This is a genomic window from Pantoea sp. ANP04, from assembly GCF_041982285.1.
GTDB classification, from domain to species: domain Bacteria; phylum Pseudomonadota; class Gammaproteobacteria; order Enterobacterales; family Enterobacteriaceae; genus Pantoea; species Pantoea eucalypti.
Genome location: NZ_JAUTYS010000006.1, coordinates 183,523 through 209,184, shown reverse-complemented (window position 1 = coordinate 209,184; position 25,662 = coordinate 183,523). Strand labels below are relative to the sequence as shown.

The window sequence follows — 25,662 nt, the reverse complement described above, 5'->3', positions numbered from 1 at the left end:
TATATGTTCAACTAAATTTGAATCAGGCATTTTATGAAACGCATCATTAAACACGTGTTCCGCGCTTATGTTGAGACGTTCAAACACGTACCGCCGGGTGCCATGTACTAAGTACCCCGCAAGAAACCCTCGATAATCGCGGTCAGGGATCGACCTGTGATTATCACCTTTTGCTTTTGCTTTCTTCTGAGTAAACCCGCGTTTTGCACTTCCTGGTGCGTCTAATCTGCTTCTGCCACTCTTCTTGTTGTCTTTCCGCTAAAAACACTTTCTGGCGACAAAATGACGCCTTTGCAGCCGTGCGTTATGGGCTGGTTGTAATTCCTTGTTTATGTAACCTGGTTTTCGATTTCATGCTGATTGTCTCTGCGTCAACGTGAGAATCATGGCAAAAGTGTCATGATTTAGTGCCGCTCTAAGTTGTAAATTTTTTCTGATAGGTCATCCTTTAATATGCTATCTCATGTAGCTTAATTCTGTCGTAATCGACGGCTTATAGCTGAATATATGAGGTCTTATCGGCGATATAATGTTCAGGGAGAATATAAATGGATGCAGCATTGCTCGATATGATGCGCTCAGGCCGAAATAAGCACTGGGCTGAAACAATGATTAATCTTGAGGCCAGAAAGCTGATCAATACGGCTAATCATGTGTCCTCGGCCCATCTTTCAAATGGCATGACTCAGGTAAAGTTCGTTCAGGAGATTAGAGATCTCATTGAGAAGGAATTTGCCGCTGCACGACGTGCAAAATCTGACGAAGAGTGCGTGGCATGTATTAGAAATTTGCGGATAGAAATGGAAAACCTTCAGGAGCAGGACAGAATGCTGCGCATGAAAGCTGCGAAACTCTACGCCAAAGTGGAGTTTGTTAAGGAAAACAATAAAATCGTTGGGTATGTGATTTCTGCTGTAAATGTTGTTATGGCCGGTGCCGAAATAGCTACTGGCCTAACCCTTATAGGTTCTATGACGCCTATGGGTATTCTGGCCGGTGCAGTGCTGGTTATTGACGGCGCTAACGGCATAAGCAAAGAATTTTCGAACTACGTTATGGGTATAAAAAACACCGAAGGTTTAGTGGCTGATGCTGCCATGTCTTCCGCTCAATTTATGGGGTTCAGTCCAAACAGCGGGCTGGCAGTCTATAAATCAGTCTCGCTGGTCGCAAATGCTTATACCGTATTTGGCCTCTTCAGGCGCCCCGGAACCTGGCGTTTATTCAGATACATGCCATCCGATTATTTCCGAAAAGTTAACACAATGAGCCGCGCCAAACTCACAATGCACATAGTCGGTTATGGTGTTACGGCCAAAGTCATATTTGACCTTATATCTGTTAAGGGCGCTGTTCAGAATTAGTTGTTAATTTACGATAGCGCCATGCCTTATAGGCAAGTGTTGCTGGCGTTAGATACCATATAAAAGGTAATACAATTGCAAGTGTACCTGTGAGCGTGATGCTGGTATCTGAGGATGCCAGCACTAACGTGAGAACGAGAATGGCTAAGGCAACGATAGTAATCCACTTTGCAGCAATAAAGCGGTTAGCAAGGTCATGGATAACCGAATCCAGAGAGCCGCCATAGTTAGCAATGTTGTTTTTAAGCTTCTGAAGATCTGCATAGTTAAAGCCGGAATCCAGCAGCGCCTTTTCGTTCAATTTCATAGACTTTTATCCTTAAAATTACCTGTGTAGCTTAAATAACTTTACCTGATAATGGCACTAAAAATCCCGCAAAGGGCACTCTTTCTGATAACTACTCTTTATGTCTGATATCCAGCTCTAAAGCGCGAAGCACTCGTAAACAGGATTATGCAGCAGTGCGCTACTTGCCATCTGCAATATAGTGTACGGTCGGGGTCATGTTGTCCGCAAAACAGCAAGCGACGCTACACAGCAAATTTTGCCATTCTCTAAGAAATTACCTCTTACGCCAAACCTTCAACCCACCATTAACCCGCCTTCAACCCAATCCCGTCCTACACTGAATTATCCTCCCCAAATCAGGAGCAGCGGATGATCCAGAAGCATCGACGAAAACAGGCAGCGATTGTGGCAGGCGTGGGATTAGGTGTAGCGGCTACGCTTTGGGGTATGAAACGCTGGCAGCAACTGAAGCAGACGCCGCCGGTGTTGCCGCGCAGTCACCACGCCGGGCTGGCGGGTTATTTCCAGCAGGTGGGCGACTGGCGCATGTTTACGCGTGTCACACCTAATGAGGATCAGGGACTGCCGGTGGTGCTGATTCACGGGCTGGTGATGTCGGGCCGGGCGATGGAGCCGCTCGCACTGGCACTGGGCCGCGACTATCACGTACTGGTGCCGGATCTGCCTGGTTTTGGGGCCAGCACGCTGCCACCTTCCGCACCCATCATGACGGTGGATCAGCAGGCTGATGCGCTCTGGCTCTGGCTGCAGCACAACGGGTTTCAGCGTGCCATCTGGGTGGGCAATGCGTTTGGCTGCCAGATTCTGGCTGCGCTGGCGGTGAAATATCCGCAGGCGGTAGCGGGGCTGGTCTTGCAAGGGCCGACGGTGGATCGCCATGCGCGCAGTCTGACACGCCAGTTCTGGCGCAACTGGCGCAATCGTGGTCTGGAGGCGCATCGCTCGCCGGGTTCGCTGGCGTGCATCGACTACGCCAAGGCCGGGCTATGGCGCGCGTTCGGCACATTACGCGTCATGATGCGCGACCATATTGAGCATCGCCTCACTTACATCAACGCGCCAACGCTGCTGCTGCGTGGCTCGCGTGATCCAGTCTGCCCGGCACGCTGGCTGGATGAGCTCGCCGCGCTGATGCCGCGCAGCGAACGTCTGACGCTGCGCGATGGTACCCACACGCTGCACTACGTCTATCCGTGGAGTTTCTGCAACGCCATCCGCCCGTTCGTGGCGCGCATTCAGCAGGAGAATCAGCATGAGTAAACCGCCCAAGGGCATCGCCCGTTTTGACTCTGCTGCCGCCATGCTTCTGGCGCTTGCAAATGCGCTTCACGATCGTCCCTTCGCCAGTCCGAGCCAGTCACCGACGCTTGACCGGTTACTGCCCTCGCTGAATCGTCTGCCGACCGGGCTACGTGAGTGGGGTTATGCGCTGGGCGGCATGGCAGAAGGCATCAGCCTGCGCCAGGCGGGTGAGCTGGATATAGAAGGCATTGCTGAATGGATGGTGAGTGAGTACCCACAGCAGGATTATCCGGCGGCCTTTATCGGTTCGTCGAACGGCGCGCTGGTGCATCTGGCGTCGGCAATGAACGTGCCCTGGCTGCCGCAGACGTTTCTCTGTCCGGTGCGCGCCGCCAGTAACGATCCGGATGATGCAGAAGCGAATTTCGAGCAAGGTAAAGAGGTGGCCGCCGCGCTGCTGGCTGCCTGGCCACGGCTGGCGGTTCACCACATGCACGACCCGAATCAGGATCGCCTGATGCTCGACCAGATGCGCTATTTCCGGCTGAAACTGCGCGAACTGCCGCTGGCTTTTAACGAATTCCTGATGGGCAGTCTGCCCGCCGGTTCCACACTGTTTATCAATCACTGCACCCAGCAATGGCCGGTAACGCGCACCAGCGATCGCTCTTTCTTTCAGTTTGGTGCGCCGGGCGGAGCCAGCGAAAAAGAGTTTATGCAGGGCGGTCCGCGCGTAGCGGAATATCTGGCACGTTACGGCGTGGATCGTGAGCGCTGGACGCCGCCAGCCATTACCGACCGGGTGCCGGAAGCGGAGTGGGGGCTGGATGGTTATCTGATCGCACCGCTGAAAAAGCTTGCCGAAGCGCAGAGCTGGAAGCTGATGGAGATTCGCTACGAGAATCCGGAAGCAATGAGTTATGTGGTGGCGGAGATCTACCGCGACTGGTATCTGGCGGCGGGAATCTTACCGACCCGGCTGACGGTGGACAGTTTCCTGCTGATGGATCCGTGGTGTACGCAGCAGCAGCAGTCGATTCCGTTCTGGCTGAGCTTTAGCAGCGAATCCTCGGCATTAGCGCTGCAACGTTTCCTGGAAAAACAGCCGCCATTCCGTAACATCGATATGATGCTCTTTTCTCATGGTACCGACAGTATCGGGCTAGCGGAGATTGATCGCTGGCGGGCGCTGCTGTCCCATGCGCGTGACGAGGGAGTTTTAATTGGTGTGGATGAAGCCCGCTACCCGCGTGACTTCGCGACGTTTGCCCGCTTCGACTCGGCGCTGCGTGAACGGGCACCGCTGTTGCCACCGCCGCCTCCGCTTAATTCAGAGAAGGTGATGGCAGGTATTAAACGTTACGGTGCAAAACATGGCGTCACGCTGACGGCGCTGACGTAGCCGCCGCGCCGTCCTGCGATTATTCGCCGTCGGTGATGGGCTGGCGCACCAGCAGCAGGTAGGCGAGTGCGCCAACCAGCGTGACGCAGGCACAGATCATCAGCGCCAGGCTGAACGATTTGGTGGTGTCGAGCACCCAGCCGGTGATCACTGGCGCGAACGAGGCGAAGATAAAGCTGGCAAAGTTCTGGATGCTGCCGACCGAAGCGGTCATGCGGGCGGTGACGTTGGCGTGGATCAATCCCCAGCATGAGGTGCCGGCGAAATGGATACAGAACAGCGCCATGCCAATCAGCGTCACGGCGCTGGTGGTATCGGTCGCGCGGGTCACCACGGCGGTGAATCCGGCTGACAGCAGCATCCCACTGACGATGCAGACTTTGCGGGTTTTTACGGCGTTAAAGCCACGACGCACCAGCGAGTCAACCACATAGCCATTCAGCAGCATGCCCGCTGCACCAAACAGGAACGGAATCGCCGCCAGCAGGCCAGTACTTTTCAGATCGAGATGATAGGTGGACTGCAGGTAGCCCGGCAGCCAGGCGATATAGAGCCACGCGGTGTAGTTGATGCCGCTGAAGCCAATCATCATGCCCCACATGGTGCGCTGCTTAAACAGGCCACGCCACTCTTTGAAGCTGATCGGCTCTTTCCGCGACGCCACGCTGCCCGCCTGCAGATAGTGGATCTCTTCGGCGCTCAGGGTGTTGTTGTCGCGGTCGCGGTAAATCATATACCAGCCGATAGCGAGGAACATGCCGAGGATACCGATGGTAACAAACATGCCACGCCAGCCCATCACCAGCATCATCGCCGCCAGAATCGGCGGGGCCACCGACAGCCCAATCATCGAGGCGGCATTGAACATCCCCATCGGCATGCCGCGATCTTTAATGTTGAACCAGTCGTTGATCACTTTCACGCCGCACGGGTTCATCGGCGCTTCGCCAATGCCCAGGCCAATGCGCACCAGGATGAACTGGGTAAAGTTATGCACCAGACCCGAGGCGGCCTGGAACAGCGACCAGATAAACATGCCGATGCCGAGCATAATGCGCGGCCCTTTACGATCCAGCAGCGCGCCACATGGCAACTGCGCCAGGCCATACGCCAGCGAAAAAGCAGAAAGCAGGAAGCCGATTTCGGTGGCGCTTAGCCCCATCTCATCGCGGATGGTCATGTTCGCGACCGACAGCGAGCTGCGATCCAGATAGTTGATGATGGCGGCGAACAGCAACAGCAGCATCGCCGTAATCTGCACTTTGCGGATACGCGGTGAACGCACCACATCGCTGCGCATTGGCACGAAATCCTGGCCTGGTGGCGTGTCGCCGGTCACGCTGTCGCGACCGGTTACTGAGGTCTTTTCCATTGCACTCTCCCGAAACTGGGTACTTATCGTTATGGTGAGAAGGGGTCTGCGCGCAGCGGCAAAAGGCCGCCGTGACGTTGCAGTCGAGACTAAGAGCAAAGGGTTAAGGATGTTGCAAAGATGTTTCTGAATCGTGCGGGAGCTAATGCTTTGTGGTTTTTAATCGGTTTTTAATTGTACTGACCGATTGAGCGCACCATTGAGGTTTTAGCGGTCGCCAGATGGTTATGTAATGCACAGAGCGCATCAATATCCTGACGGCCAATCAGCGCGGTCAGTATCGCCATATGCTCCTCCAGCGCGACAATGTTACGCTGCTTAAGATCGCTTTCATCCCACTGATAATGCGAGTGAAAGATGACTGAGATGATCTCCAGCGACTGATTAAAAAATGGATTATTGGCGGCGGATAAAATCAGCGAATGCATCTGACGGTCCAGCGCAGCAAAGTGGCGATAGTTGCTGGCGATGGTGTCGCGCATGGATCGGTGACGATCCAGCAGATCCCGCGCCTGCATCCAGCGCTCATCGCTGGCGGGCAGATTCAGGAAGCGGCTCAGGGCGTGGGTTTCCAGCATCTCGCGCAGTTCAAACAGCTTCTCGGCATAATCCTGAGTGAATTTTTTCATGCGCCACTGACCGCGTTTCACCGGCTCCAGCAGGTCATAGCGCATAAAGCGCAGCAGAAATTCGCGCACCACGACCGGACTGACTTTCACCTGCTGCGCCAGTTGCAGCTCGCTGAAGGTGTCGCCGGGCACCAGCTGCCGCTGATTGATCATATTAAAAAACATCTGCTCAAAGTGACTGGCCTGCTGCTCAATCGGCGGCGTTAAGGCGCTAAAACTGTCCTCTTCGCGGGGATCACGCACGATAACGTAGGTTTGATCCACTTTATCCAGCACGCCGCACTGATGCAGATAGTGCAGGGTATGTCGCACCGTGGTCCGGCTGATATTGAACATCTCCGCCAGCGCCGCCTGCGGTGGCAGGGGCGAACGAATATGTCGCTGAGCGATACTCTCCAGCATCTGGTTGATGACGTTCTGGCGCAAATTCTGGCTGCGGCTCATCTGACTCTCCGGTTTTTAATGCATTAAAAACCATTCAAAGCCCAAAAAAATCGCCGTGCTTCACACTTCCCGTAAACGAACGCTGCGCATCAGGCAGGATTCGCCGTAACTGCCTGCAGGACAACCGGAGAATCACCATGACAACAATGAAAGCACTGGTCATCGCTGAACCACGTAAGATGGTCTGGGCCACCCGCGACACCCCCACGCCTGCCGCTGGCGAGGCGCTGATTAAAATTCTCACCGCCGGAATCTGCGGCACGGATATCCACGCCTGGTCCGGCAATCAGCCGTTCTTCAGCTATCCACGGGTGCTGGGCCATGAAATCTGTGCGGAAGTGGTGGCGCTGGGTAGTGGCGCCGAGGGCTTTCAGCCAGGCCAGCGGGTGGCGTTAATGCCCTACATCTCCTGTCTGCGCTGCGACGCCTGCCAGAGTGGCAAGACCAACTGCTGTGAACAGATCTCGGTGATAGGCGTGCATCAGGATGGCGGTTTCTGCGACTACTTAAGCGTGCCGGTCAGCACGTTGCTGGCGGTGGATGAGGTGGCCCCGGAAGCGGCCGCGCTGATTGAGCCCTTTGCCATCAGCGCCCATGCGGTGCGTCGTGCAGGCATTGTAGCGGATGAGCAGGTTCTGGTGGTGGGTGCCGGACCGATTGGGCTGGGTGTCGCCGCCATTGCCGCCGCCAGTGGCGCGCAGGTCGTGGTGGCGGACACCAGCGAATTCCGTCGCCAGCATGTCGCTGATCAGCTGGGTCTGGCGGCACTGAATCCGGCGGATGAGGCGTTTTACAGCGCGCTACGGGATCAGTTTGGTGGTCGTCTGGCGCTGAAAGTGATCGACGCCACCGGCAGCCCGGCGGCGATGAACAATGCGGTTAACCTGATGCGACATGGCGGCACAATCGTCTATGTCGGCCTGCACAAAGGCGATCTGGTTATCCCTGACAGTGAATTCCACAAAAAAGAGACCACGCTGATGGGCAGCCGCAATGCCACCCGCGAAGATTTTGATCGGGTAAGTGCACTGATGGCCAGCCGCCAGCTGCGTGCTGAAATGATGCTGAATCATCACCTGGCTTTCTCTACGCTGGATGAAACCTTTGAGTCGCAAGTCATCAATAATCGCGAACTGATCAAAGGTGTGATTCACTTCGACCGCTAACGCGGCGTTTCAGGGCGCGGTGAGGGTTTCAAAGAAGTGCGCCCGCACCGCGTCGGCATCCACGCCGAGCGCGATACGCTGGGCGGGCAGACCGGCAAAGGGATCATTGCGCGACGCCAGTGCGCCGAGCTTACGCACAGTCTGACCGCCGGCGATGCCCTCGGTGATGACCCGCAGCGGACTTTCAGTGAGGGTAAAGGCCTGCGGCAGCGTCAGCCACGCCACTGCCAGGGTATCGTGCAGCGCCATACCGGCAAAACCCTCCTTTGCCAGGCTGTAAGCCAGATAAGGACGACAGATAGCGCTCAGCACCGGCTGGTTCAGACGCTGAACCTCATCACTGCTGATTAACACCTTGTGCGTGACATCCAGCGGGATGACCACCACGTTCAGCGCCGAGGCGAGCACCTGATCGGCGGCATGCGGGTCTTTCCAGATATTAAATTCGCTGAAGGGCGTCACGTTGCCGCTGTGGCCATCGGTGCCAAACGCGCCGCCCATGATCACCAGCTCTTTCACCAGCGGAATAATATCCGGCGCCTGATTAATGGCCGTGGCGATGTTGGTCAGCGGACCAATCGCCACCAGGGTGATCTGATGCGGCTGCGCCCGCACGCTGTCGATAATAAACTGCACCGCGCCTGGCGCCTCATCGCTGCAGGTGTTATCAAACGCATCGCCCAGTCCATCTTCACCGTGCAGCCGGGCGGGCGCTGAGGGCGCCAGTGCCAGCGGCCGTGAACAGCCGCGATAGACCTCCGCATTAATCGCCATTTTGTCGCAGAACAGCCGGGCATTTTTCACCGCCTGACCCACCGCTACGTTGCCAGACACCGTGGTAATTCCCAGCAGATGCTGCGTCCGCGCCGCATAAGCCAGCGCAAAGGCATCATCCACGCCGATATCAGTATCAAAAATCAGGGTACGCATAGGCTCTCCGCAACAGGCTGTAAACTCTCAGCATTACCCCGCCAGCGGGCAGGGCGTCAAGCGATTCATCTGCCATGCGCACAGGCTTGCCAGCCTGAAACGGGCGTCGTATTATCACCGGCTCAAGGTGATGGCGTGCCACCTTTCCCAACCGCCGGTGGGCTTAACACCGGCTGATGACGCCTGACACTCAATCCTTTCGCGGGAGCTGAGGTGTCAGGCGCAGTTTATCTCTGCCTTTCCCCCCTCAGCCCGGCATTACTCTGTTATCAGGAGCAACACATGTTTAAACCGTTACTGGCTGTGATGATCGGCGGCTCTGCCGGCTGTGTACTGCGCTGGCTGTTCTCGATGCGTTTTAATGCGCTCTTTCCTAATCTGCCGCCGGGCACGCTGCTGGTGAATCTGATCGGCGGGCTGGTGATCGGCGGCGCAATGGCCTGGTTTGTGCGCCATCCCGACGTGGACCCGATCTGGAAACTGCTGATCGTCACCGGACTCTGTGGCGGCCTGACAACATTCTCCTCGTTTACTGCGGAATTAATGGGGCTGCTTCAGACCGGAAAATATATGTGGGCGATGGCCAGCGCGCTGGTGCATGTGATTGGCTCACTGCTGATGGCGTTTGCGGGTTTTGCGCTGGTCACGCTGCTGGGCTGATCTGGCTAATCGGCGCTTGTCTTAACGCTTAAGAGGTAGATACTGTTTCAGGTTTTACGCCCGCATGGCTATTGCGGGCGTAACGCTGAACGTCACCGATTATTCCGGACGATTAAGGAGCCGAGCCATGCGAACCAATCCTACCTTCCTTAACCTGGTGTTGTTAAACGGTGAACCCGACCAGAAACTGCAGGCGGCGCGCGACGCCGGTTTTGATCAGGTCGAGATCTGGCGCGAGGATGTTGACGCATACGAGGGCGGTGCGGCAGCACTGGCTGAGATCAGCGCACTGAAGGGACCTGGCTTTACTAATCTGCAGGTGCTGCGCGATTTTACCGGCGCACCGGGTGCGCTACGGTGCCAGAAGCGCGAAGAGCTGCGCCAGTTTATACAGATTGCCCGGACGCTGGGCTGCGACACGATTCAGGCACCGGCCAGCACCCGTGAAGATTGCTGCGCCGACCAGATTGATGATGACCTGCGCTGGATGGCCTCTGAAGCTGCACGCTACAACATGCGCATTATGTATGAGCCGATGGCCTGGTGCAGCGTGGACAATACGCTGCCGCTGGCGTGGCAGCGATTGCAGCGGCTCGATCAGCCCAATATCGGGCTGGTGGTGGATCTTTTCCATATCTGCGCACTGGGCGGTGACGCCTCGCAGCTGGACGGCATTCCTGCCGACCGTATTTATGAAGTGCAGCTGTGTGATATGGCCGCGGTTCCCGCGCAGGATAAGCAGAGCCTGATGGCGATGGCAAAACACCATCGTCAGTTGCCCGGCGATGGCATTATTGATGTTGAACGCTTCGTCGATAAGCTGAAAAGTGCGGGCTATCAGGGGCCGGTGGGCATCGAAGTCTTTAATGATACGCTGAAACGCCTGCCGCCCGACGTCGCAGCACGTCATGCCTGGCAGGCGTTAAACCGCTACTGGGGTTAATCCTGTAAACACTGGCCGATAAATCCGGCGGCGTGCATAGCACCCTGAGCGGAAATAGTGTGGCCGGTGGCGGGTTCAAAGCGCGCGTCGACCGGCACCGCTGCGGCCTGGAGTCGTGCTGCGGCAGATTCGCTCTCCTGCCACGGGATCACCTCATCGGCCTGACCGTGAATCAGCAGCGCGGGCACATGAGCCTGCGGGGTTAATTCACCGTCAACCGCCAGACGCCCGGAAAAGGCGACCACGCCTGCCAGCGGATAACGGCCTGACGCCAGGGCATCCAGTGCCATGATCGATCCCTGCGAGAAGCCGACCAGCACCACATCCTGCCAGCGTTCCGCGAAGCCGTGCTGCGCAATAATCTCGCTAAGGGTTGCATCAAATGCCGCCCGCGCTGCCCGAACACGGGCAGGCCTGTTCTCAGGTGTGATGTCCGCCAGGCTGAACCACTGCCAGCCAAAACCACCGGGAAAACGTTCAGGCGCATTGGGAGAGGCAAAAATCACATCCGGCAACAGCGTCGCCCAGTGACGGCCAATTGGTGCCAGATCGTCGCCGTTACTGCCCACGCCATGCAGAAAAATTACCAGTGCTTTTGCCATCATTGCTCCTTTAGCTTATGCCCTTACAAATTGTATTCACTCATATCCGGGCCAGCCGGAACAATCCCGTTCGGATTCAGCGCCTTGATCGAGTAATAACCCTGTTTGATGTGATCGATACTGACCGTCTCACGTACGCCGGAGACCGATAACATGCTCTTAAGATAGCGATTCAGCAGCGTATAGTCGTGTATCCGGCGCAGGTTGCATTTGAACAGGCCATGGTAGGCGGCGTCAAAGCGAATCAGCGTCACGAACAGGCGAATATCGGATTCAGTCAGCCGTTCTCCCAGCAGGAAGGTGCGACCATCGCTGAGCAGGGCTTCCAGTTCATCGAGCTGGCTAAAGACGTCATTAAATGCCTGCTGATAGCTGAGGGCGGTAGTGGCGAAGCCAGCACGATAAACACCGTTATTCAGACGCTGATAGAGACTCTCATTCAGCGCGTCAATCTCCTGGCGCAGCGCTGCAGGATAGAGATCGATGCGGTTATCGGCCAGATCGCCAAAGCCGCTGTTAAACATGCGCACAATGTCAGCGGACTCATTATTGACGATGGTGCCGGTCTTCTTGTCCCACAGCACCGGCACGGTGGCGCGGCCGGTGTAATCGGGCGCGACACGGGTATAGATTTCATGCAGATATTGCGCGTTATTCAGCGGGTCCTGCTGTGCGCCGGGAAACGTGCCGAAGCGCCAGCCCTGAGCCCCGAGCTGCGGCTCAACCACCGTGACACTAATCATTGACTCCAGCCCTTTGAGTTTGCGGGCCATCAGCGCACGTGACGCCCACGGGCAGATCAGCGCCACATAGAGGTGGTAACGATCCGGTTCGGCGGCGAATTCAGTCGAGCCATCGCTACTGATAAAGTGCCGGAAACCGGATGTCTGGCGAACAAATCCGCCCTGTTTATCGGTAGCCTGCACCGGATGCCAGTCACTACTCCATTTGCCTTCTACTAACATCGCGCAACTCCTCTGTGGTGAGAGAAGTAGCTTAACTGATGACTAAACGACTGATAATCGGGTCTGTAAGACAATGATTTCTTCCAATATGGAAGAAATCACGCCGGTGGAGCGTGCGTGAAGTGCGTCACCAGGAAGTCGATGAGCAGGCGTGCCCGATGTGGCAGATGACGGGCCGGCGGATAAACCGCAAACAAGCCTAGCGGTGGCGTCTCAAAATTTTCCAGCAGCCGGACAATCTCCCCACGTTGCAGCGCCGGGGCCGCAATAAAACCGGGCAAACGCGCAATGCCCAGACCGGCGATGGCGGCCTGCAGAGAGGCTTCAGTATTGGCGAAGCGCAAACGTCCACGCACCGGCACAGTCACAATTTCACTGCTGCCGTCCCCGCTGGTAAACGGCCAGTGCCAGGGATCGCGAAAATTGGTGTCGATAATGCACTGATGCTGTGCCATGTCACGCCAGTGCTGCGGCGTGCCGAACTGCTCCAGATAGACCGGTGATGCGGCGATACGCACATGTACTTCGCTCAGCTTGCGCGCCACCAGGCTGCTGTCGCTGAGCGTGCCGATGCGGATCGCCATATCAAAACCTTCATCGACGATGTTCACGGCCCGGTCTGAAAAGCTGACATCCAGCTCAATCAACGGATAGCGGCGGGCAAACGCCACCAGCACCTGAGACAATACCGCCGTGCCAAAGGAGCCGGGTGCGCTGATTTTCAGCCTGCCGGTGGGCGTCGTCGCACTTTCACGCACGCTGGCATCCAGCGCCTCAAAGGCATCAAGCAGGTTTTTCACCCGCTCATAATAGCTGCGTCCGACATCGGTGGGCGACAGCGCGCGCGTGCTGCGCTTAAACAGCTGCACGCCGAGCTGCTGCTCCAGCTTTGAAACCAGTTTTGATGCCTGACTGCTGCTGGTGCCGAGACGCAACGCTGCGGCAGAAAAGCTGCCGGTTTCCAGCACCGTGACAAACATCCGGTCACAATCGAGTCGATCCATGGCGAAGTCCTGAGGAGGTAAAGTCGCAGTATAGGGGCTGTGGCCAGGCGATGCAGCCTTCACTTTGCGTGCCTTGACCCTTTCGCTGGCGCGGAAAACCTGCTTGACTGATTCTCTGCCCGACGTTCACTGGAGTATTTCATGTCGCTGATTCACCTGACGTCACTGGCGGAGATTCCGGCCGCCGAGTGGGATGCGCTGTTGCCTGATGACCAGCCATTTTTGCGCCACGCCTTTCTGCTGACGCTGGAAGAGAGTGGCAGCGTACGGTTTGAGGCGGGCTGGCAGCCTGACCATCTGCTGTGGCGGGAAGAGGGCGTGACCCGCGCCGCGCTGCCGGGCTACCGCAAACGCCATTCACAGGGCGAATATGTCTTTGATCACGCCTGGGCGGATGCCAGCCAGCGCGCCGGCATCCGCTACTACCCGAAATGGCTGGGCGCGATACCCTTCAGCCCGGTCACCGGTGCACGCCTGCTGGGAGAAGCCTCTGCCGCGTCTCAGCTGGTTTCAGCCCTGCCTGAAAGCCTGTTGCAGCAGGGCCTAAGCGGCGCGCACATCAACTTTACCGATGCACAGGCTAACGCGCTGCTGGCCGATCAGCCCGACTGGCTCTTGCGGCTCGGTTGTCAGTATCACTGGCATAACCGTGGCTACCGTGATTTTCAGGATTTCCTGGACACGCTGATGTCGCGCAAGCGCAAACAGCTGCGTAAAGAGCGTGAACAGGTGGCGCAGAGCGGTTTTGTGTTTGACCGCTATCGCGGTGATGAGCTGCGCGAAGATCAGTGGGATTTTGTCTACACCTGTTACGCTAACACTTATGCGGTGCGCGGTCAGCGGCCCTATCTGACGCGCGACTTCTTCAGTCTGCTGGCGGAACGAATGCCGCAGAATATTGTGGTGGTGATCGCCCGCTTACAGCAGCAACCGGCGGCAATGGCTTTTTATCTGCGGGACAGCCACTCGCTCTATGGCCGCTACTGGGGCTGCCTGGCGGAGTTCGACCGGCTGCACTTCGAAACCTGTTTCTATCAGGGAATGGATTTAGCCCTGGATGAAGGGCTGACGCGATTTGATGCGGGTGCGCAGGGCGAGCACAAGCTGGTGCGCGGCTTTGAGCCGCAGATTACCCACTCCTGGCACTATCTGCTGCATCCCGGCCTGCGCGATGCCGTGGCCGATTTTCTGGTGCAGGAGCGGGAAGGCGTGCGCGGCTGGGCGGAAGAAGCACGCGACGCCTTACCCTATCGACGCGGCGATTAATCGATGCCGACAAAGCCACCGGTCTGATGCTGCCACAGACGGGCATACAGACCGTTCTGCGCCAGCAGCTCGTGATGGCTGCCCATCTCAGCAATACCGCCTTTATCCAGCACCACCAGTCGATCCATCTTCGCGATGGTCGACAGGCGGTGTGCAATCGCAATAACGGTTTTGCCCTGCATCAGTGACTCCAGGCTCTCCTGAATCGCCGCTTCCACTTCGGAGTCCAGCGCCGAGGTGGCCTCATCCATGATCAGCACCGGCGCATCTTTCAGTAGCACGCGGGCAATCGCCACACGCTGACGCTGACCACCCGACAGTTTCACGCCACGCTCCCCCACGTGTGCATCCAGCCCGGTGCGGCCCAGTGAATCGGAGAGTAGCGGAATAAACTCATCGGCGCGGGCGCGGTGAATCGCAAGCTGTAATTCCTCCTCGCTGGCGTCAGGGCGACCATAGAGCAGGTTTTCCCGAATCGAACGGTGCAGCAGCGAGGTGTCCTGCGTAATCATGCCAATCTGGCTACGGAGGCTCTCCTGCGTCACCGCGGCGATATCCTGATCGTCGATCACAATCCGCCCACCGTTCAGGTCATAAAGACGCAGCAGCAGGTTCACTAACGTCGATTTACCGGCCCCCGAAGGACCAATCAGACCAATCTTCTCGCCCGGCTTAATGTCGAGATTAAAGCCGTTAATCACCTGACGGCCACCGCCATAGTCAAAGCGCACATCCTCGAATCGGATGTTGCCGCGCGTCACCTTAAGCTGTTTAGCCTGCGGCGCATCCTGCACGCTCAGCGGCTGCGCAATGGTTTTCAGGCCATCCTGAACCGTACCGATATTTTCGAAAATGCCGTTGACCACCCACATGATCCAGCCAGACATATTGACCAGGCGGATGACCAGACCGGTCGACAGCGCAATAGCGCCGACGCTAATCAGCGACTGGCTCCACAACCACAGCGCCAGCGCGGATGTAGAGACAATCAGCAGGCCGTTCAGTGCTGACAGCGTCAGATCCATGCTGGTGACCATGCGACCAGCGTGCTGAGTTTTTTCCGTCTGCTCCTGCATCGCCTCACGCGCATACTTACGCTCCAGATCGCTGTGGGCGAACAGCTTGATGGTGGCAATATTGGTATAGCCATCAACAATGGTGCCCATCAGCTTCGAACGCGATTCTGAAGAGACCACCGAACGGGCTTTGACGCGGGGCACAAAGAAACGCAGCGAGGCGCTGTAAGCGACCATCCATATAATCAGTGGGATCATCAGCCGCCAGTCGGCATCCGCAAACAACACCAGCGACGTCACGGCGTAGATCAGCACGTGCCAGATAGCGTCCACCAGCTGCACCGCGGAATCACGCAGTGAACTGCCGGTCAGCATGATGCGCTGGGCGATACGACCTGCAAAATCGTTCTGGAAGAAGTTAAGGCTCTGGCGCAGCACATAGTTGTGATTCTGCCAGCGGATCAGGTTGGTCATGCCCGGGCTGATGCTCTGGTGAACCAGCATGTCGTGCAGGGCGATAAAAATCGGCCGCAGAATCAGCGCCACTGCTCCCATCCACAGGAGTATCGGCCAGTTATCCTGAAACAGGCTGGCGGGTGTGGAGTGGTTCACCATATCGATAATGCGGCTCAGATAGCTGAACAGCGACACTTCGATCAGCGCTGACGCCAGCCCCACCACCAGCAGTGCTGCGAAACTGGGCCAGACCTGGCGCAGGTAGTAGAGGTAAAACGACCAGACCGTTGAGGGCGGTGAATCGGTGGGTGCATCATGAAATATATTGATAAAACGCTCAAAACGACGATACAACATAGCGATACTCTTTCCGTCCGGTAAAGAGCTACAGCTTAGTGCATGAACCCCGTTCGGCTAAAAGGAGAAAATATGGAAATCATTATTCGGGCACGGGAACCGCAGGATGCCGCCGCCTATCAGCGCCTCTACAGTCATCCCGATGTCTATCCCTGGACACTGCAACTGCCGTTTCCCAGCGTTGCGACCTGGGAGAAAAAAATTGCCCGAATGGACGCCGAGGGGTTTATCGCCTTTGTGGCAGAAATTGATGGTGAGCTGGTGGGTGAGCTGACGCTGTTTGTCGATAACAAGCCGCGCACCCGCCACTGCATCAGTTTTGGACTGGGCGTGCATCCCGATTTCGGCGGTCGCGGGGTCGGTGAGCGGCTGATTCGCACCGCAATGGACTACTCCCGCAACTGGCTGGGCATTACCCGTATGGAGCTGGAGGTGTTTCACGACAACGAACGGGCGCTGCGGCTCTATGAGCGGCTGGGCTTTGAGCGTGAAGGGGTGATGCGGCAGGCGGCACTCCGCGACGGTCAGCTGCGCGACGTGGTGATGATGGCGAAGCTGCTGCACGAGAAGTGATAACCGGAGCGGCATCACGGCCGCTCCGTGTTGCATTACGGATTTTTATTGCTGTAGTGCTGCATATTCTGCTTCGTTACCAGCTCAAACGGGATCCACTGGTGAGAATCTACCTTCTGGCCTTTGATCATCTGCTGCGCCACTTCAACCGATTTTTTGCCCTGACCCACGGCATCCTGGAACACGGTTACGGCCAGTTTACCGCTGGCCAGCGCTTTCAGGCCATCCGGCGTGGCATCAATCCCGCCCACCAGAATGGTTTTCTTCGGCTTCGCCTGAGCAATGGCCATCGTGGCGCCAATTGCCATTTCGTCGTTGTTCGCGGCGACAATATCGATATCCTCACCGTTCGACAGCCAGTTGAGCATTAAATCCATCCCCTCATTGCGCGCATAGTTAGCGGTCTGCTTCAGCACCACTTTCATATTGGGATACTTCGCCACCACCTGCTCCACATCTTTGGTGCGCTGAAGCGCGCCCGCATCGCTGAGGTTGCCGATCATGATGGCGACGTTGCCACGGTAACCGGCCTGCTTTGCCAGCGCTTCCATCTGCAACGTGCCTGACTCGCGCTCGTCAGAGCCAACAAACACCACGCCTGGCGGCAGGGTTTTATCGCCCGGTGAGCGGTTAACATAGACCAGTGGAATATGGGCCTGCTGCGCCAGTTTTGTCAGGGCTGGCGTACTGGCAGAGTCCACCGGGTCGACAATAATCGCATCCACCCCGGCGCTGATAAAGCTCTGCACCTGATCGGTCTGACGCCCTACGTCGCCACGTGCATCTTCGAACTGCGCCTCCAGCTGGCGCACTTTAGCCTCTTTCTCAATCGACTGGCGGATGATAGTCAGGAAGTTCTGGTCGAAATAGGCCATCGAGACACCTATCTTCTCAGCCAGCGCCGGTGTTGAAAGAGAGAGCAGACAGAGTAATGCCCATGCATGTTTTTTCATTAGAGGCTCCCGAGGTTACCGGATGGAATGGAATTTTCATTTATTATAAAAATGGAAAAGCAGGATCATTTGCAGATTAGAAACTGCTATCAGGTTTGACAACCGGTCCTTTTCACTCTTGCTAGCGCCGCCACATTTTGTCGTGAAATCGCCTCCTCATAGCGGTCAGCGCGAGGGAAATCCCCGACCTGGTGCACACTCTGCAGTAGTGAGCCGCAGCTTTTCGCGCTTTTGTGCAGTGCCGCACGGGCAGTTGTGAGGATTGTCAGAAAACCGTTTAATCGGGCCAGACGATCCTGACATCTGCACAGTGACCCATCGTTAGCCTCCTATCTATATTTCCAGAAGCGGGAATTCTCAGCGTTATTCCTGAAAAAAACCTCGTGGTGCAACCTGCCGCTTTTTAAGGAATTCAGCTCATGCCTAAAGAACAAACGCCTCAACGGACGACCCATGTCCGCATCGGGATCCTCTGCCTGATCCTGTTTCTGTCGGTTGTGGCTTACGCCGACCGTTCGATCCTCTCGATCTCCGGGTCGGCAATCAAAGAGGAGTTCGGTCTGTCAGCGATCCAGCTGGGATTGATCCTCTCTGCTTTCAGCTGGGCCTATGTCTTCGGTCAGATTCCTGGCGGACTGTTGCTTGACCGCTTCGGGGCCAAAAAAGTGTATGGCGTTACACTGGCGCTCTGGTCAGTTTCAACGCTGGCGATGGGATTTGTGGGCGAGTTCTCCAGCGGCATGACCGGCGCGCTGATGCTGATGTTTGGACTGCGCTTTATGCTGGGACTCATAGAGGCACCCAGCTTTCCCGCTAATGCGCGCGTGGTCATTATGTGGTTTCCGGGCGCAGAACGGGGACGGGCATCATCGCTGTTCAGCTCGGCGCAATATTTTGCTGTCGCTATCTTCTCGCCGCTTTCAGGCTGGCTGGTCTCGCGCTTTGGCTGGGAATGGCCATTCTTTGTGCTGGGCGGCATCGGTCTGGTGGCGGTCCTGGTCTGGGCGGCCTGGATGCGCGAGCCACGTAACCACCCCGGCGTATCGGAAAGTGAATTGCGCCACATTGTCGACGGTGGCGCGCTGGTGGATATCGATGCGGCGCAGACGCTGAAAGCACGACCACCGGTCAGCAAAGCGATGTTCAGAAAGCTGCTCACCAATCGCATGCTCTGGTGCGCCTATCTCGGTCAGTACTGCATCATTGCGCTCAGCTACTTCTTTATTACCTGGTTTCCAATCTATCTGGTGCAGGCGCGCGGCATGAACATCATGGAAGCGGGATTCGCCACTATTGCGCCAGCGCTGTTCGGTTTTCTGGGCGGCATCAGTGGCGGTTACCTGTCAGACAAGTTAATCGCCCGAGGCTGGAGCGTCTCCTGGGCGCGTAAAACGCCCTATATCGTCGGCATGCTGATGGCGTCCAGCCTGGTGCTGGCAGCGATCATTCCTGGTAACGGCGGCATCATCGCCATTATGTCCTTCGCCTTTTTTGGCAAAGGCATCGCGGCTGGCGCAGGCACCTGGACGGTGATCAGTGATACCGCACCCAAAGAGGCGGTGGGTCTGGCGGGGTCCATTTTTAACGGCATCGGCAATATTGCCGGTTTCACCACGCCGCTGCTGTTCGGCATCATCGTTGGGCTGACCGGTAGCTACAGCATTGGACTGGCGTTTGTGGCGGCACACTGCGTGGTCGCGGCGCTGCTGTTCCTGCTGGTGATGGGGCCGATTGAACGCGTCGGCGAAGAGACCGGACGCCCGGCATCATTTAACAATCAGGAGAAAGAAGATGGCATTAAAGCAATGTAAAGTGCTGATCAAAGGGAAATTTCTGCCACCGCAGCTGATCGAGAATATCGAACAGTCGTTCACCGCCTTCCGGCTGTGGGAGGCGGAGGATGAGGCGGCCTTTCTGGCTGAGCAGGGAACAGAGATCGACATACTGGTGACCAGCGGCAATGCGGTGATGGGCGCACCGGCTGCGCTAATCGCTGCGCTGCCCAACCTGAAAGCGATCTGCAGTAACGGTGTCGGATATGACAGCATTGATACGGAAGCTGCCCGGTCTCGCGGCATTGTGGTGACCAACACGCCAGAGGTGCTGAATGATTGCGTCGCCGATCTGGGGATGGCGCTGCTGCTGGATGTGGCGCGCCGCATCAGTGAGGCCGATCGTTTCACGCGCGCCGGGCACTGGGCGCAGGGCCGCTTTCCGCTGAGCAGCAAAATTGGCGGTAAGGTGTGTGGCATTGTCGGGCTGGGCAATATCGGCCAGGCGGTGGCAAGGCGTGCGCAGGCATTTGATATGCAGATTCATTACTACAATCCGCGTTCACGGCCCGATGTGCCCTATACCCGGCATGAGAGCCTGGTGGCCCTGGCGCAGCAGGCCGATTTTCTGGTGCTGACGCTGCCAGGGGGGGCTGCGACCCGCCATATTATCAACGCGGAAGTGCTGCAGGCGCTGGGACCACAGGGCTATCTGATCAATATTGCACGCGGCAGCGTGGTGGATCAGCAGGCGCTGGTGGAGGCGCTGGAAACCGGACGGATCGCCGGAGCGGGGCTGGATGTGTTTGAACAGGAACCGCAGGTGCCTGACGCACTGCGCCAGCGTGACAATGTGGTCATTACGGCACATATCGCCAGCAGCACCCGCGAAACCATGGCGGCGATGGCTGACCTGGTCTTTGAGAACATGCTGGCATTTTCCCGTGGTGAGCCCGTGCTGACACGCGTGGTGTAACCACACCAATGACGTAACCCTGCGAAACGGACGTGAGGCAGGATGCCTCTCCTCTGACCACTCATCAGACCCCCAGACTTCGCACAAAACAGCCTGAAGAAAATTTGTCCAGCTGCCGATATCACCTTACCACCCGCTGATCTTAAGGAGTGATAGCGTGATAAAGCTGATTACCATCGATGAACTGCGGCCAGGGATGTTTATCCACAAGCTTGAGGTCTGGTGGATAAAAGAGCAGCGCATTCATAATCAGATGCTGATCACCGATCCACGACAAATTGCCACGCTACGCAGCGAAGGGATCCGCCAGCTCTGGATCGACCTCGATCGATCGGTTCAGACGCCGATCGCCACCACGGTCGCAAAAAGAACCATTGGCCGCACTCCGTTTTTTCAGGAAATGGATCAGGCGCAGTTGATCTTCCAGCAGGGCAAACCGAAAGTGCGGGCGATGTTCAACGAAGCGCGGCTGGGTAACGGCCTGAAGCTCGATTATATGATGGACCTGGTGGATGAAATCGCCGGATCGATCACGCGTGAACCTTCCGCCATGCTGAGCGTGGCGCGGCTGAAAAATCATGATGACTACACCTATCTGCACTCTATGGCGGTCTGCGGGCTGATGATTGCGCTGGGTAAAAAACTCGGACTGGATGAGCAGCAGCTGCGCCGGGTGGGCATGGGCGGTTTACTGCATGATGTCGGCAAAGCGGCTGTGCCACTGGAGATCCTGAACAAAGCGGGCAAGCTGACTGAAGAAGAGTTCAGGGTGATGCGTGAGCATCCGGTGGTCGGCACGCAGATGCTGATAGAGGCCAACGCTGACGACGATCTGCTCGATATCGCTCTTCATCATCATGAAAAATATGATGGCAGCGGCTATCCGCACCGCCTGAAAGGCGAGGCGATTTCGTTCTACGCCCGCATGGCGGCGGTGTGTGATGTTTATGATGCGGTGACCTCGACCCGCTCCTATCGCAACGGCTGGACACCCGCAGAGGCGATGCACCAGATGCTGAGCTGGCGCGGCCATTTCGATCCTGGCTTGCTGCACACCTTCGTACGCACCATTGGCATCTATCCGGTGGGATCGCTGGTGCGTCTGGCTTCCGGCCGGGTGGCGCTGGTGGTGAAAGCAGGCGAAAAATCGCTGATGCGGCCCTGCGTGCATGTCTTCTGGTCGCTGCACGCCCAGCGTGAAATGAAGCCGGAAGAGCTCGACCTCGGCGACAGCTTCTGCACCGACAGTATTGTGGGTGCAGAGGACAGTAAGCTGTGGGACAACGTCGATCTCAATCGTATCTGGGCGCTGGAAGTCGCCTGATTTTTCGCCATTTTTACACTATTTTTACGCCCGCCCGCTGCATTTTAACCCCGTCTTTATACGCCTCCGCGCAAGCTAAGCCATAAATCCAATCCTCTGGAGGTTCCTGTGAGCGTGGGCGTAATAACCGGCATTGTGCTGGTGGTGTTGTTACTGGGCTATCTGATCTATGCCCTGTTAAATGCGGAGGCCTTCTGATGGCGGCCAATGCTTTTTTACTCATCGCATTTTATCTGGTGCTGCTGATGGTACTGGCGCAGCCGCTCGGACGGGGTCTGGCCTCGTTAGTGGCGGACAAGCCGGTGTTTGCCCGCCTGGAAACGCCACTGTGGCGCCTGCTGGGCGCGCAGGCGTCGGACATGCGCTGGCCGCACTACCTGCTGGCGATTCTGCTGTTCAACGCGCTGGGTTTCGTGGTGCTGCTGTCTATATTGCTGCTGCAGGGCTCGCTGCCGCTGAATCCTCAGCAGCTGCCTGGCCTGAGCTGGCATCTGGCGCTGAACACTGCCGTGAGCTTCGTGACCAACACCAACTGGCAGGCTTACAGTGGCGAAAGCACCCTGAGCTATTTCAGTCAGATGGTGGGCCTGACGGTGCAGAACTTCCTCTCTGCCGCGACCGGTATCGCCGTGGCCTTTGCGCTGATCCGTGGCTTCGCCAATCGCAGCTCTGCGACCCTGGGTAACGCCTGGCGCGATCTGACCCGCATCACGCTCTACGTCTTACTGCCGATCAGCCTGCTGATGGCGCTGTTTTTTGTCAGTCAGGGCAGCATCCAGAACTTCTCGCCTTATCACAGCTTCTCCACGCTGGAAGGCGTGCAGCAGACGCTGTCGATGGGACCGGTGGCGTCGCAGGAAGCGATCAAAATGCTGGGTACCAATGGTGGCGGCTTCTTTAACGCCAACTCCGCCCATCCGTTTGAGAACCCGACGGTGCTGACGAATCTGGTGCAGATGCTGAGCATCTTCCTGATCCCGGCAGCGCTCTGCTTCGCGTTTGGCGAAAGTGTGCGTGACCGTCGTCAGGGCCACATGCTGCTGTGGGCGATGACGCTGATGTTTGTGGCGGCGGTCGCCGTCGTGATGTGGGCCGAACTGCAGGGCAACCCGCATTTCCTCCAGCTGGGGGCCGACAGCGCCATCAACATGGAAGGTAAAGAGACACGCTTTGGCATCCTTAACAGCAGCCTGTTCGCGGTCATTACCACTTCTGCCTCCTGCGGTGCGGTGAATGCCATGCATGACTCCTTTACCGCGCTGGGCGGCATGGTGCCGATGTGGCTGATGCAGCTGGGCGAGGTGGTATTTGGCGGTGTTGGTGCCGGCCTCTACGGCATGCTGCTGTTTGTACTGCTGGCGGTCTTTATTGCCGGACTGATGATTGGCCGTACCCCGGAGTTCCTGGGTAAAAAAGTCGATGTGTGGGAAATGAAAATGACCGCACTGGCGATTCTGGTTACCCCGGCGCTGGTGCTGATTGGCACTGCACTGGCGATGATGACCGACGCCGGGCGCAGCGCGATGGCAAACCCGGGCATCCACGGCTTCAGTGAAGTGCTCTATGCGGTCTCTTCGGCTTCCAATAACAACGGCAGTGCCTTTGCCGGACTGAGTGCCAACACGCCGTTCTGGAACCTGTTACTGGCTGTCTGCATGCTGCTGGGCCGTTTCGGCATCATCATCCCGGTGATGGCGATTGCCGGTGCGATGGCGGTTAAAAAAGTGCAGCCGGTAGGTAACGGCACACTGCCAACTCACGGTCCGCTGTTTATTGCACTGCTGATCGGCACCGTGCTGCTGGTGGGTGCACTGACCTTTATTCCTGCTCTGGCGCTGGGCCCGGTGGCTGAGCATCTGCAACTTGTTCAGGGACAATCCTCATGAGTCGTCAACAACAGGCGTTATTTGACGCAGCCCTGCTGCGTACCTCGGCCTGGGATGCGGTGAAAAAGCTCGATCCCCGGGTACAGTTCCGTAACCCGGTGATGTTTGTGGTCTACCTCGGCAGCATCCTCACCTCGCTGCTGGCGGTGGGCATGCTGACCGGGCGCATCAACGGCAGCGCCAGCTTTACCGGGGCGATTGCGGTCTGGCTCTGGTTCACCGTGCTGTTCGCCAACCTGGCAGAGGCGCTGGCAGAAGGGCGCAGCAAGGCCCAGGCAAGCAGCCTGAAAGGCGTCAAAAAGACCAGCTTTGCCAAAAAACTCTCAGCGGCGCGCTATGGTGCCGAGTGGCAGCAGGTCAGTGCCGATGCGCTGCGCAAAGGCGATGCGGTGCTGGTAGAAGCGGGCGATATCATTCCCTGTGACGGTGAAGTGATGGAGGGCGGTGCCTCAGTGGATGAGAGCGCCATTACCGGTGAATCTGCACCCGTAATCCGTGAGTCAGGGGGTGACTTTGCTTCCGTGACGGGCGGTACCCGTATTCTCTCTGACTGGCTGGTGATCACCTGTAGCGCCAACCCGGGCGAAACCTTCCTTGACCGGATGATCGCCATGGTGGAAGGCGCAAAACGCCGCAAAACGCCAAATGAGATCGCCCTGACCATCCTGCTGGTATCACTGACCATCGTGTTCCTGCTGGCGACCGTGACGCTCTGGCCGTTCTCGGCATGGGGCGGCACACCGGTCAGCGTCACGGTACTGGTGGCACTGCTGGTCTGTCTGATCCCGACCACTATCGGCGGCCTGCTGTCGGCGATTGGCGTGGCGGGGATGAGCCGGATGCTGGGTGCAAACGTCATCGCGACCAGCGGTCGTGCGGTGGAAGCCGCAGGGGATGTGGATGTGCTGATGCTGGACAAAACCGGCACCATCACGCTGGGTAACCGTCAGGCGACCCAGTTCCTGCCCGCGCCAGGCGTCAGCGAAGAGCAGCTGGCGGACGCCGCGCAGCTCGCCTCGCTGGCCGATGAGACGCCGGAAGGCCGCAGCATCGTGGTACTGGCGAAACAGCGATTTAACCTGCGTGAACGCGATCTCAGCAGCATGGACGCCAGCTTTATTCCGTTCTCAGCCCAGACCCGCATGAGTGGCGTGAATGTGCAGGATCGGCTGATCCGCAAAGGCGCGGTCGATGCCGTTCGCCGTCATATCGAAGCGAACCATGGTCGTTTCCCTGCGGAAGTGAATGCGCAGGTGGAAGAGGTGGCTCGCAGTGGCGGCACGCCGCTGGTGGTGTCAGAAGGCGCAAATGTGCTGGGTGTGGTGGCGCTGAAAGATATCGTGAAAGGCGGCATCAAAGAGCGCTTTGCCGAACTGCGCAAAATGGGTATTAAAACGGTGATGATCACCGGTGATAACCCACTGACCGCCGCGGCGATTGCCGCAGAAGCGGGCGTAGATGACTTCCTGTCAGAGGCCACACCAGAAGCCAAACTGGCGCTGATCCGTCAGTATCAGGCCGAAGGCCGTTTAGTGGCGATGACCGGTGACGGCACCAACGATGCGCCAGCACTGGCGCAGGCGGATGTGGCGGTGGCGATGAACTCCGGGACCCAGGCGGCGAAAGAGGCGGGCAACATGGTCGACCTCGACTCTAACCCGACCAAGCTACTGGAAGTGGTGCACATCGGTAAACAGATGCTGATGACGCGCGGTTCGCTGACCACCTTCAGTATTGCCAACGACGTGGCGAAATATTTCGCCATTATCCCGGCGGCGTTTGCGGCGACCTATCCGCAGCTCAACATGCTTAACGTGATGCAGCTGCACTCGCCCGCCAGCGCAATCCTGTCGGCGGTGATCTTTAACGCCCTGGTGATTGTCTTCCTGATCCCGCTGGCCCTGAAAGGCGTCAGCTACCGCCCACTGAGCGCCGCTGCGCTGCTGCGCCGCAACCTGCTGATTTATGGTCTGGGTGGCCTGCTGGTGCCGTTTGTCGGCATCAAAGCGATCGATCTGCTGTTAGTGTTTTCAGGCATGGCCTGAGGAGA

24 protein-coding genes and 1 riboswitch are annotated in these 25,662 nt (G+C 57.4%); of the genes, 15 read left to right on the top strand and 9 right to left on the bottom strand.

Annotated features, from left to right (window positions below):
* The first annotated feature begins 33 nt into the window (after positions 1-33).
* A complete protein-coding gene (gene azuC / locus Q7C21_RS10905; RefSeq protein ID WP_123809971.1) occupies positions 34-111 on the top strand; it encodes a stress response protein AzuC in 78 nt (25 codons plus the stop codon).
* A gap of 437 nt (positions 112-548) precedes the next feature.
* The gene (locus tag Q7C21_RS10900; RefSeq protein WP_008926344.1) at positions 549-1,364 is read left to right on the top strand and encodes a DUF4225 domain-containing protein; all 816 of its coding nucleotides are present in this window, start codon (positions 549-551) and stop codon (positions 1,362-1,364) included.
* Here the strand turns inward: Q7C21_RS10900 and Q7C21_RS10895 are convergent.
* Complete coding sequence (locus Q7C21_RS10895; protein ID WP_003852044.1) at positions 1,342-1,671, bottom strand: hypothetical protein; 330 nt, start codon at positions 1,669-1,671, stop codon at positions 1,342-1,344. The two genes, Q7C21_RS10900 and Q7C21_RS10895, sit on opposite strands and share 23 nt — an antisense overlap.
* A gap of 351 nt (positions 1,672-2,022) precedes the next feature.
* On the opposite strand from Q7C21_RS10895, the gene Q7C21_RS10890 reads away from it, so the two are divergent.
* Positions 2,023-2,934, top strand: a complete 912-nt coding sequence (locus Q7C21_RS10890; protein ID WP_110410926.1) for an alpha/beta fold hydrolase — start codon at positions 2,023-2,025, stop codon at positions 2,932-2,934.
* Positions 2,927-4,318 (top strand): hypothetical protein, encoded by a 1,392-nt coding sequence (locus Q7C21_RS10885; protein ID WP_003852046.1) that lies wholly within the window; start codon positions 2,927-2,929, stop codon positions 4,316-4,318. The genes Q7C21_RS10890 and Q7C21_RS10885 overlap by 8 nt, the downstream gene beginning before the upstream one ends.
* A gap of 19 nt (positions 4,319-4,337) precedes the next feature.
* Here the strand turns inward: Q7C21_RS10885 and Q7C21_RS10880 are convergent, their stop codons facing one another.
* Together Q7C21_RS10880 and Q7C21_RS10875 are read right to left on the bottom strand one after the other, a co-directional pair.
* The gene (locus Q7C21_RS10880; RefSeq protein WP_003852047.1) at positions 4,338-5,690 is read right to left on the bottom strand and encodes an MFS transporter; all 1,353 of its coding nucleotides are present in this window, start codon (positions 5,688-5,690) and stop codon (positions 4,338-4,340) included.
* A 170-nt stretch (positions 5,691-5,860) separates the two neighbouring features.
* Entirely contained in the window at positions 5,861-6,763 is a 903-nt protein-coding gene (locus Q7C21_RS10875) for a GntR family transcriptional regulator (RefSeq protein WP_140034141.1), read from the bottom strand.
* 137 nt (positions 6,764-6,900) lie between these two features.
* Here Q7C21_RS10875 and Q7C21_RS10870 point away from each other — a divergent pair, with 137 nt between their 5' ends.
* Positions 6,901-7,929: a zinc-binding alcohol dehydrogenase family protein gene (locus Q7C21_RS10870; protein WP_375150719.1), complete on the top strand. Its 1,029-nt coding sequence runs from the start codon at positions 6,901-6,903 to the stop codon at positions 7,927-7,929.
* A 9-nt stretch (positions 7,930-7,938) separates the two neighbouring features.
* On the opposite strand, the gene Q7C21_RS10865 is transcribed toward Q7C21_RS10870, so the two are convergent.
* Positions 7,939-8,859 carry a nucleoside hydrolase gene (locus tag Q7C21_RS10865; RefSeq protein ID WP_182630270.1) on the bottom strand — a complete coding sequence of 307 codons (921 nt, stop codon included), beginning with the start codon at positions 8,857-8,859 and terminating at the stop codon, positions 7,939-7,941.
* A 117-nt stretch (positions 8,860-8,976) separates the two neighbouring features.
* A riboswitch (Fluoride riboswitch) is annotated at positions 8,977-9,052 on the top strand.
* Between the two features lie 89 nt (positions 9,053-9,141).
* Here Q7C21_RS10865 and crcB point away from each other — a divergent pair.
* A complete protein-coding gene (gene crcB, locus Q7C21_RS10860; protein ID WP_003852055.1) occupies positions 9,142-9,519 on the top strand; it encodes a fluoride efflux transporter CrcB in 378 nt (125 codons plus the stop codon).
* A gap of 127 nt (positions 9,520-9,646) precedes the next feature.
* A complete protein-coding gene (locus tag Q7C21_RS10855; protein WP_039661130.1) occupies positions 9,647-10,462 on the top strand; it encodes a sugar phosphate isomerase/epimerase in 816 nt (271 codons plus the stop codon).
* Here Q7C21_RS10855 and Q7C21_RS10850 read toward each other — a convergent pair.
* The 3 genes from Q7C21_RS10850 to Q7C21_RS10840 all read right to left on the bottom strand — a co-directional run bounded on the left by Q7C21_RS10850 (position 10,459) and on the right by Q7C21_RS10840 (position 13,033).
* Entirely contained in the window at positions 10,459-11,064 is a 606-nt protein-coding gene (locus Q7C21_RS10850; RefSeq protein ID WP_039661131.1) for an alpha/beta hydrolase, read from the bottom strand. The two genes, Q7C21_RS10855 and Q7C21_RS10850, sit on opposite strands and share 4 nt — an antisense overlap.
* 23 nt (positions 11,065-11,087) lie before the next feature.
* On the bottom strand, positions 11,088-12,029 hold the full coding sequence (locus Q7C21_RS10845; RefSeq protein ID WP_182630269.1) for a glutathione S-transferase family protein: 942 nt from the start codon (positions 12,027-12,029) through the stop codon (positions 11,088-11,090).
* Between the two features lie 98 nt (positions 12,030-12,127).
* Positions 12,128-13,033 (bottom strand): LysR family transcriptional regulator, encoded by a 906-nt coding sequence (locus tag Q7C21_RS10840; protein ID WP_110410929.1) that lies wholly within the window; start codon positions 13,031-13,033, stop codon positions 12,128-12,130.
* A gap of 141 nt (positions 13,034-13,174) precedes the next feature.
* Here Q7C21_RS10840 and Q7C21_RS10835 point away from each other — a divergent pair, with 141 nt between their 5' ends.
* On the top strand, positions 13,175-14,299 hold the full coding sequence (locus Q7C21_RS10835; RefSeq protein ID WP_078805100.1) for a GNAT family N-acetyltransferase: 1,125 nt from the start codon (positions 13,175-13,177) through the stop codon (positions 14,297-14,299).
* On the opposite strand, the gene Q7C21_RS10830 is transcribed toward Q7C21_RS10835, so the two are convergent.
* On the bottom strand, positions 14,296-16,128 hold the full coding sequence (locus Q7C21_RS10830; RefSeq protein WP_008926335.1) for an ABC transporter ATP-binding protein: 1,833 nt from the start codon (positions 16,126-16,128) through the stop codon (positions 14,296-14,298). The genes Q7C21_RS10835 and Q7C21_RS10830 overlap by 4 nt on opposite strands.
* 72 nt (positions 16,129-16,200) lie before the next feature.
* Between Q7C21_RS10830 and Q7C21_RS10825 the strand changes: the two genes are divergently transcribed.
* A complete protein-coding gene (locus Q7C21_RS10825) occupies positions 16,201-16,701 on the top strand; it encodes a GNAT family N-acetyltransferase (RefSeq protein ID WP_078805101.1) in 501 nt (166 codons plus the stop codon).
* A 35-nt stretch (positions 16,702-16,736) separates the two neighbouring features.
* Here Q7C21_RS10825 and Q7C21_RS10820 read toward each other — a convergent pair whose 3' ends face one another.
* A complete protein-coding gene (locus Q7C21_RS10820) occupies positions 16,737-17,654 on the bottom strand; it encodes a sugar ABC transporter substrate-binding protein (protein ID WP_140916329.1) in 918 nt (305 codons plus the stop codon).
* A gap of 419 nt (positions 17,655-18,073) precedes the next feature.
* Between Q7C21_RS10820 and Q7C21_RS10815 the strand changes: the two genes are divergently transcribed.
* The 6 genes from Q7C21_RS10815 (at position 18,074) to kdpB (ending at position 25,657) form a co-directional block, all read left to right on the top strand.
* Positions 18,074-19,465 (top strand): MFS transporter, encoded by a 1,392-nt coding sequence (locus tag Q7C21_RS10815; RefSeq protein ID WP_375150718.1) that lies wholly within the window; start codon positions 18,074-18,076, stop codon positions 19,463-19,465.
* Positions 19,446-20,402, top strand: coding sequence for a 2-hydroxyacid dehydrogenase (locus tag Q7C21_RS10810; RefSeq protein ID WP_140034143.1), 957 nt, complete (start codon positions 19,446-19,448; stop codon positions 20,400-20,402). The genes Q7C21_RS10815 and Q7C21_RS10810 overlap by 20 nt, the downstream gene beginning before the upstream one ends.
* 157 nt (positions 20,403-20,559) lie before the next feature.
* On the top strand, positions 20,560-21,726 hold the full coding sequence (locus Q7C21_RS10805; RefSeq protein ID WP_140034144.1) for an HD-GYP domain-containing protein: 1,167 nt from the start codon (positions 20,560-20,562) through the stop codon (positions 21,724-21,726).
* Positions 21,727-21,834: 108 nt separating this feature from the next.
* Positions 21,835-21,924 (top strand): K(+)-transporting ATPase subunit F, encoded by a 90-nt coding sequence (gene kdpF, locus Q7C21_RS10800; protein ID WP_010253443.1) that lies wholly within the window; start codon positions 21,835-21,837, stop codon positions 21,922-21,924.
* Positions 21,924-23,612: a potassium-transporting ATPase subunit KdpA gene (gene kdpA, locus Q7C21_RS10795; protein ID WP_003852084.1), complete on the top strand. Its 1,689-nt coding sequence runs from the start codon at positions 21,924-21,926 to the stop codon at positions 23,610-23,612. The genes kdpF and kdpA overlap by 1 nt, the downstream gene beginning before the upstream one ends.
* Positions 23,609-25,657 (top strand): potassium-transporting ATPase subunit KdpB, encoded by a 2,049-nt coding sequence (kdpB, locus tag Q7C21_RS10790; protein WP_105099943.1) that lies wholly within the window; start codon positions 23,609-23,611, stop codon positions 25,655-25,657. The genes kdpA and kdpB overlap by 4 nt, the downstream gene beginning before the upstream one ends.
* Positions 25,658-25,662 lie beyond the last annotated feature (5 nt).

Bases quoted from the DNA above. Each gene is read 5' to 3' on its own strand.
- azuC (WP_123809971.1), top strand. From the start codon at position 34: ATGAAACGCATCATTAAACACGTGTTCCGCGCTTATGTTGAGACGTTC.
- Q7C21_RS10900 (WP_008926344.1), top strand. From the start codon at position 549: ATGGATGCAGCATTGCTCGATATGATGCGCTCAGGCCGAAATAAGCAC.
- Q7C21_RS10895 (WP_003852044.1), bottom strand. From the start codon at position 1,671: ATGAAATTGAACGAAAAGGCGCTGCTGGATTCCGGCTTTAACTATGCA.
- Q7C21_RS10890 (WP_110410926.1), top strand. From the start codon at position 2,023: ATGATCCAGAAGCATCGACGAAAACAGGCAGCGATTGTGGCAGGCGTG.
- Q7C21_RS10885 (WP_003852046.1), top strand. From the start codon at position 2,927: ATGAGTAAACCGCCCAAGGGCATCGCCCGTTTTGACTCTGCTGCCGCC.
- Q7C21_RS10880 (WP_003852047.1), bottom strand. From the start codon at position 5,690: ATGGAAAAGACCTCAGTAACCGGTCGCGACAGCGTGACCGGCGACACG.
- Q7C21_RS10875 (WP_140034141.1), bottom strand. From the start codon at position 6,763: ATGAGCCGCAGCCAGAATTTGCGCCAGAACGTCATCAACCAGATGCTG.
- Q7C21_RS10870 (WP_375150719.1), top strand. From the start codon at position 6,901: ATGACAACAATGAAAGCACTGGTCATCGCTGAACCACGTAAGATGGTC.
- Q7C21_RS10865 (WP_182630270.1), bottom strand. From the start codon at position 8,859: ATGCGTACCCTGATTTTTGATACTGATATCGGCGTGGATGATGCCTTT.
- crcB (WP_003852055.1), top strand. From the start codon at position 9,142: ATGTTTAAACCGTTACTGGCTGTGATGATCGGCGGCTCTGCCGGCTGT.
- Q7C21_RS10855 (WP_039661130.1), top strand. From the start codon at position 9,647: ATGCGAACCAATCCTACCTTCCTTAACCTGGTGTTGTTAAACGGTGAA.
- Q7C21_RS10850 (WP_039661131.1), bottom strand. From the start codon at position 11,064: ATGGCAAAAGCACTGGTAATTTTTCTGCATGGCGTGGGCAGTAACGGC.
- Q7C21_RS10845 (WP_182630269.1), bottom strand. From the start codon at position 12,029: ATGTTAGTAGAAGGCAAATGGAGTAGTGACTGGCATCCGGTGCAGGCT.
- Q7C21_RS10840 (WP_110410929.1), bottom strand. From the start codon at position 13,033: ATGGATCGACTCGATTGTGACCGGATGTTTGTCACGGTGCTGGAAACC.
- Q7C21_RS10835 (WP_078805100.1), top strand. From the start codon at position 13,175: ATGTCGCTGATTCACCTGACGTCACTGGCGGAGATTCCGGCCGCCGAG.
- Q7C21_RS10830 (WP_008926335.1), bottom strand. From the start codon at position 16,128: ATGTTGTATCGTCGTTTTGAGCGTTTTATCAATATATTTCATGATGCA.
- Q7C21_RS10825 (WP_078805101.1), top strand. From the start codon at position 16,201: ATGGAAATCATTATTCGGGCACGGGAACCGCAGGATGCCGCCGCCTAT.
- Q7C21_RS10820 (WP_140916329.1), bottom strand. From the start codon at position 17,654: ATGAAAAAACATGCATGGGCATTACTCTGTCTGCTCTCTCTTTCAACA.
- Q7C21_RS10815 (WP_375150718.1), top strand. From the start codon at position 18,074: ATGCCTAAAGAACAAACGCCTCAACGGACGACCCATGTCCGCATCGGG.
- Q7C21_RS10810 (WP_140034143.1), top strand. From the start codon at position 19,446: ATGGCATTAAAGCAATGTAAAGTGCTGATCAAAGGGAAATTTCTGCCA.
- kdpA (WP_003852084.1), top strand. From the start codon at position 21,924: ATGGCGGCCAATGCTTTTTTACTCATCGCATTTTATCTGGTGCTGCTG.
- kdpB (WP_105099943.1), top strand. From the start codon at position 23,609: ATGAGTCGTCAACAACAGGCGTTATTTGACGCAGCCCTGCTGCGTACC.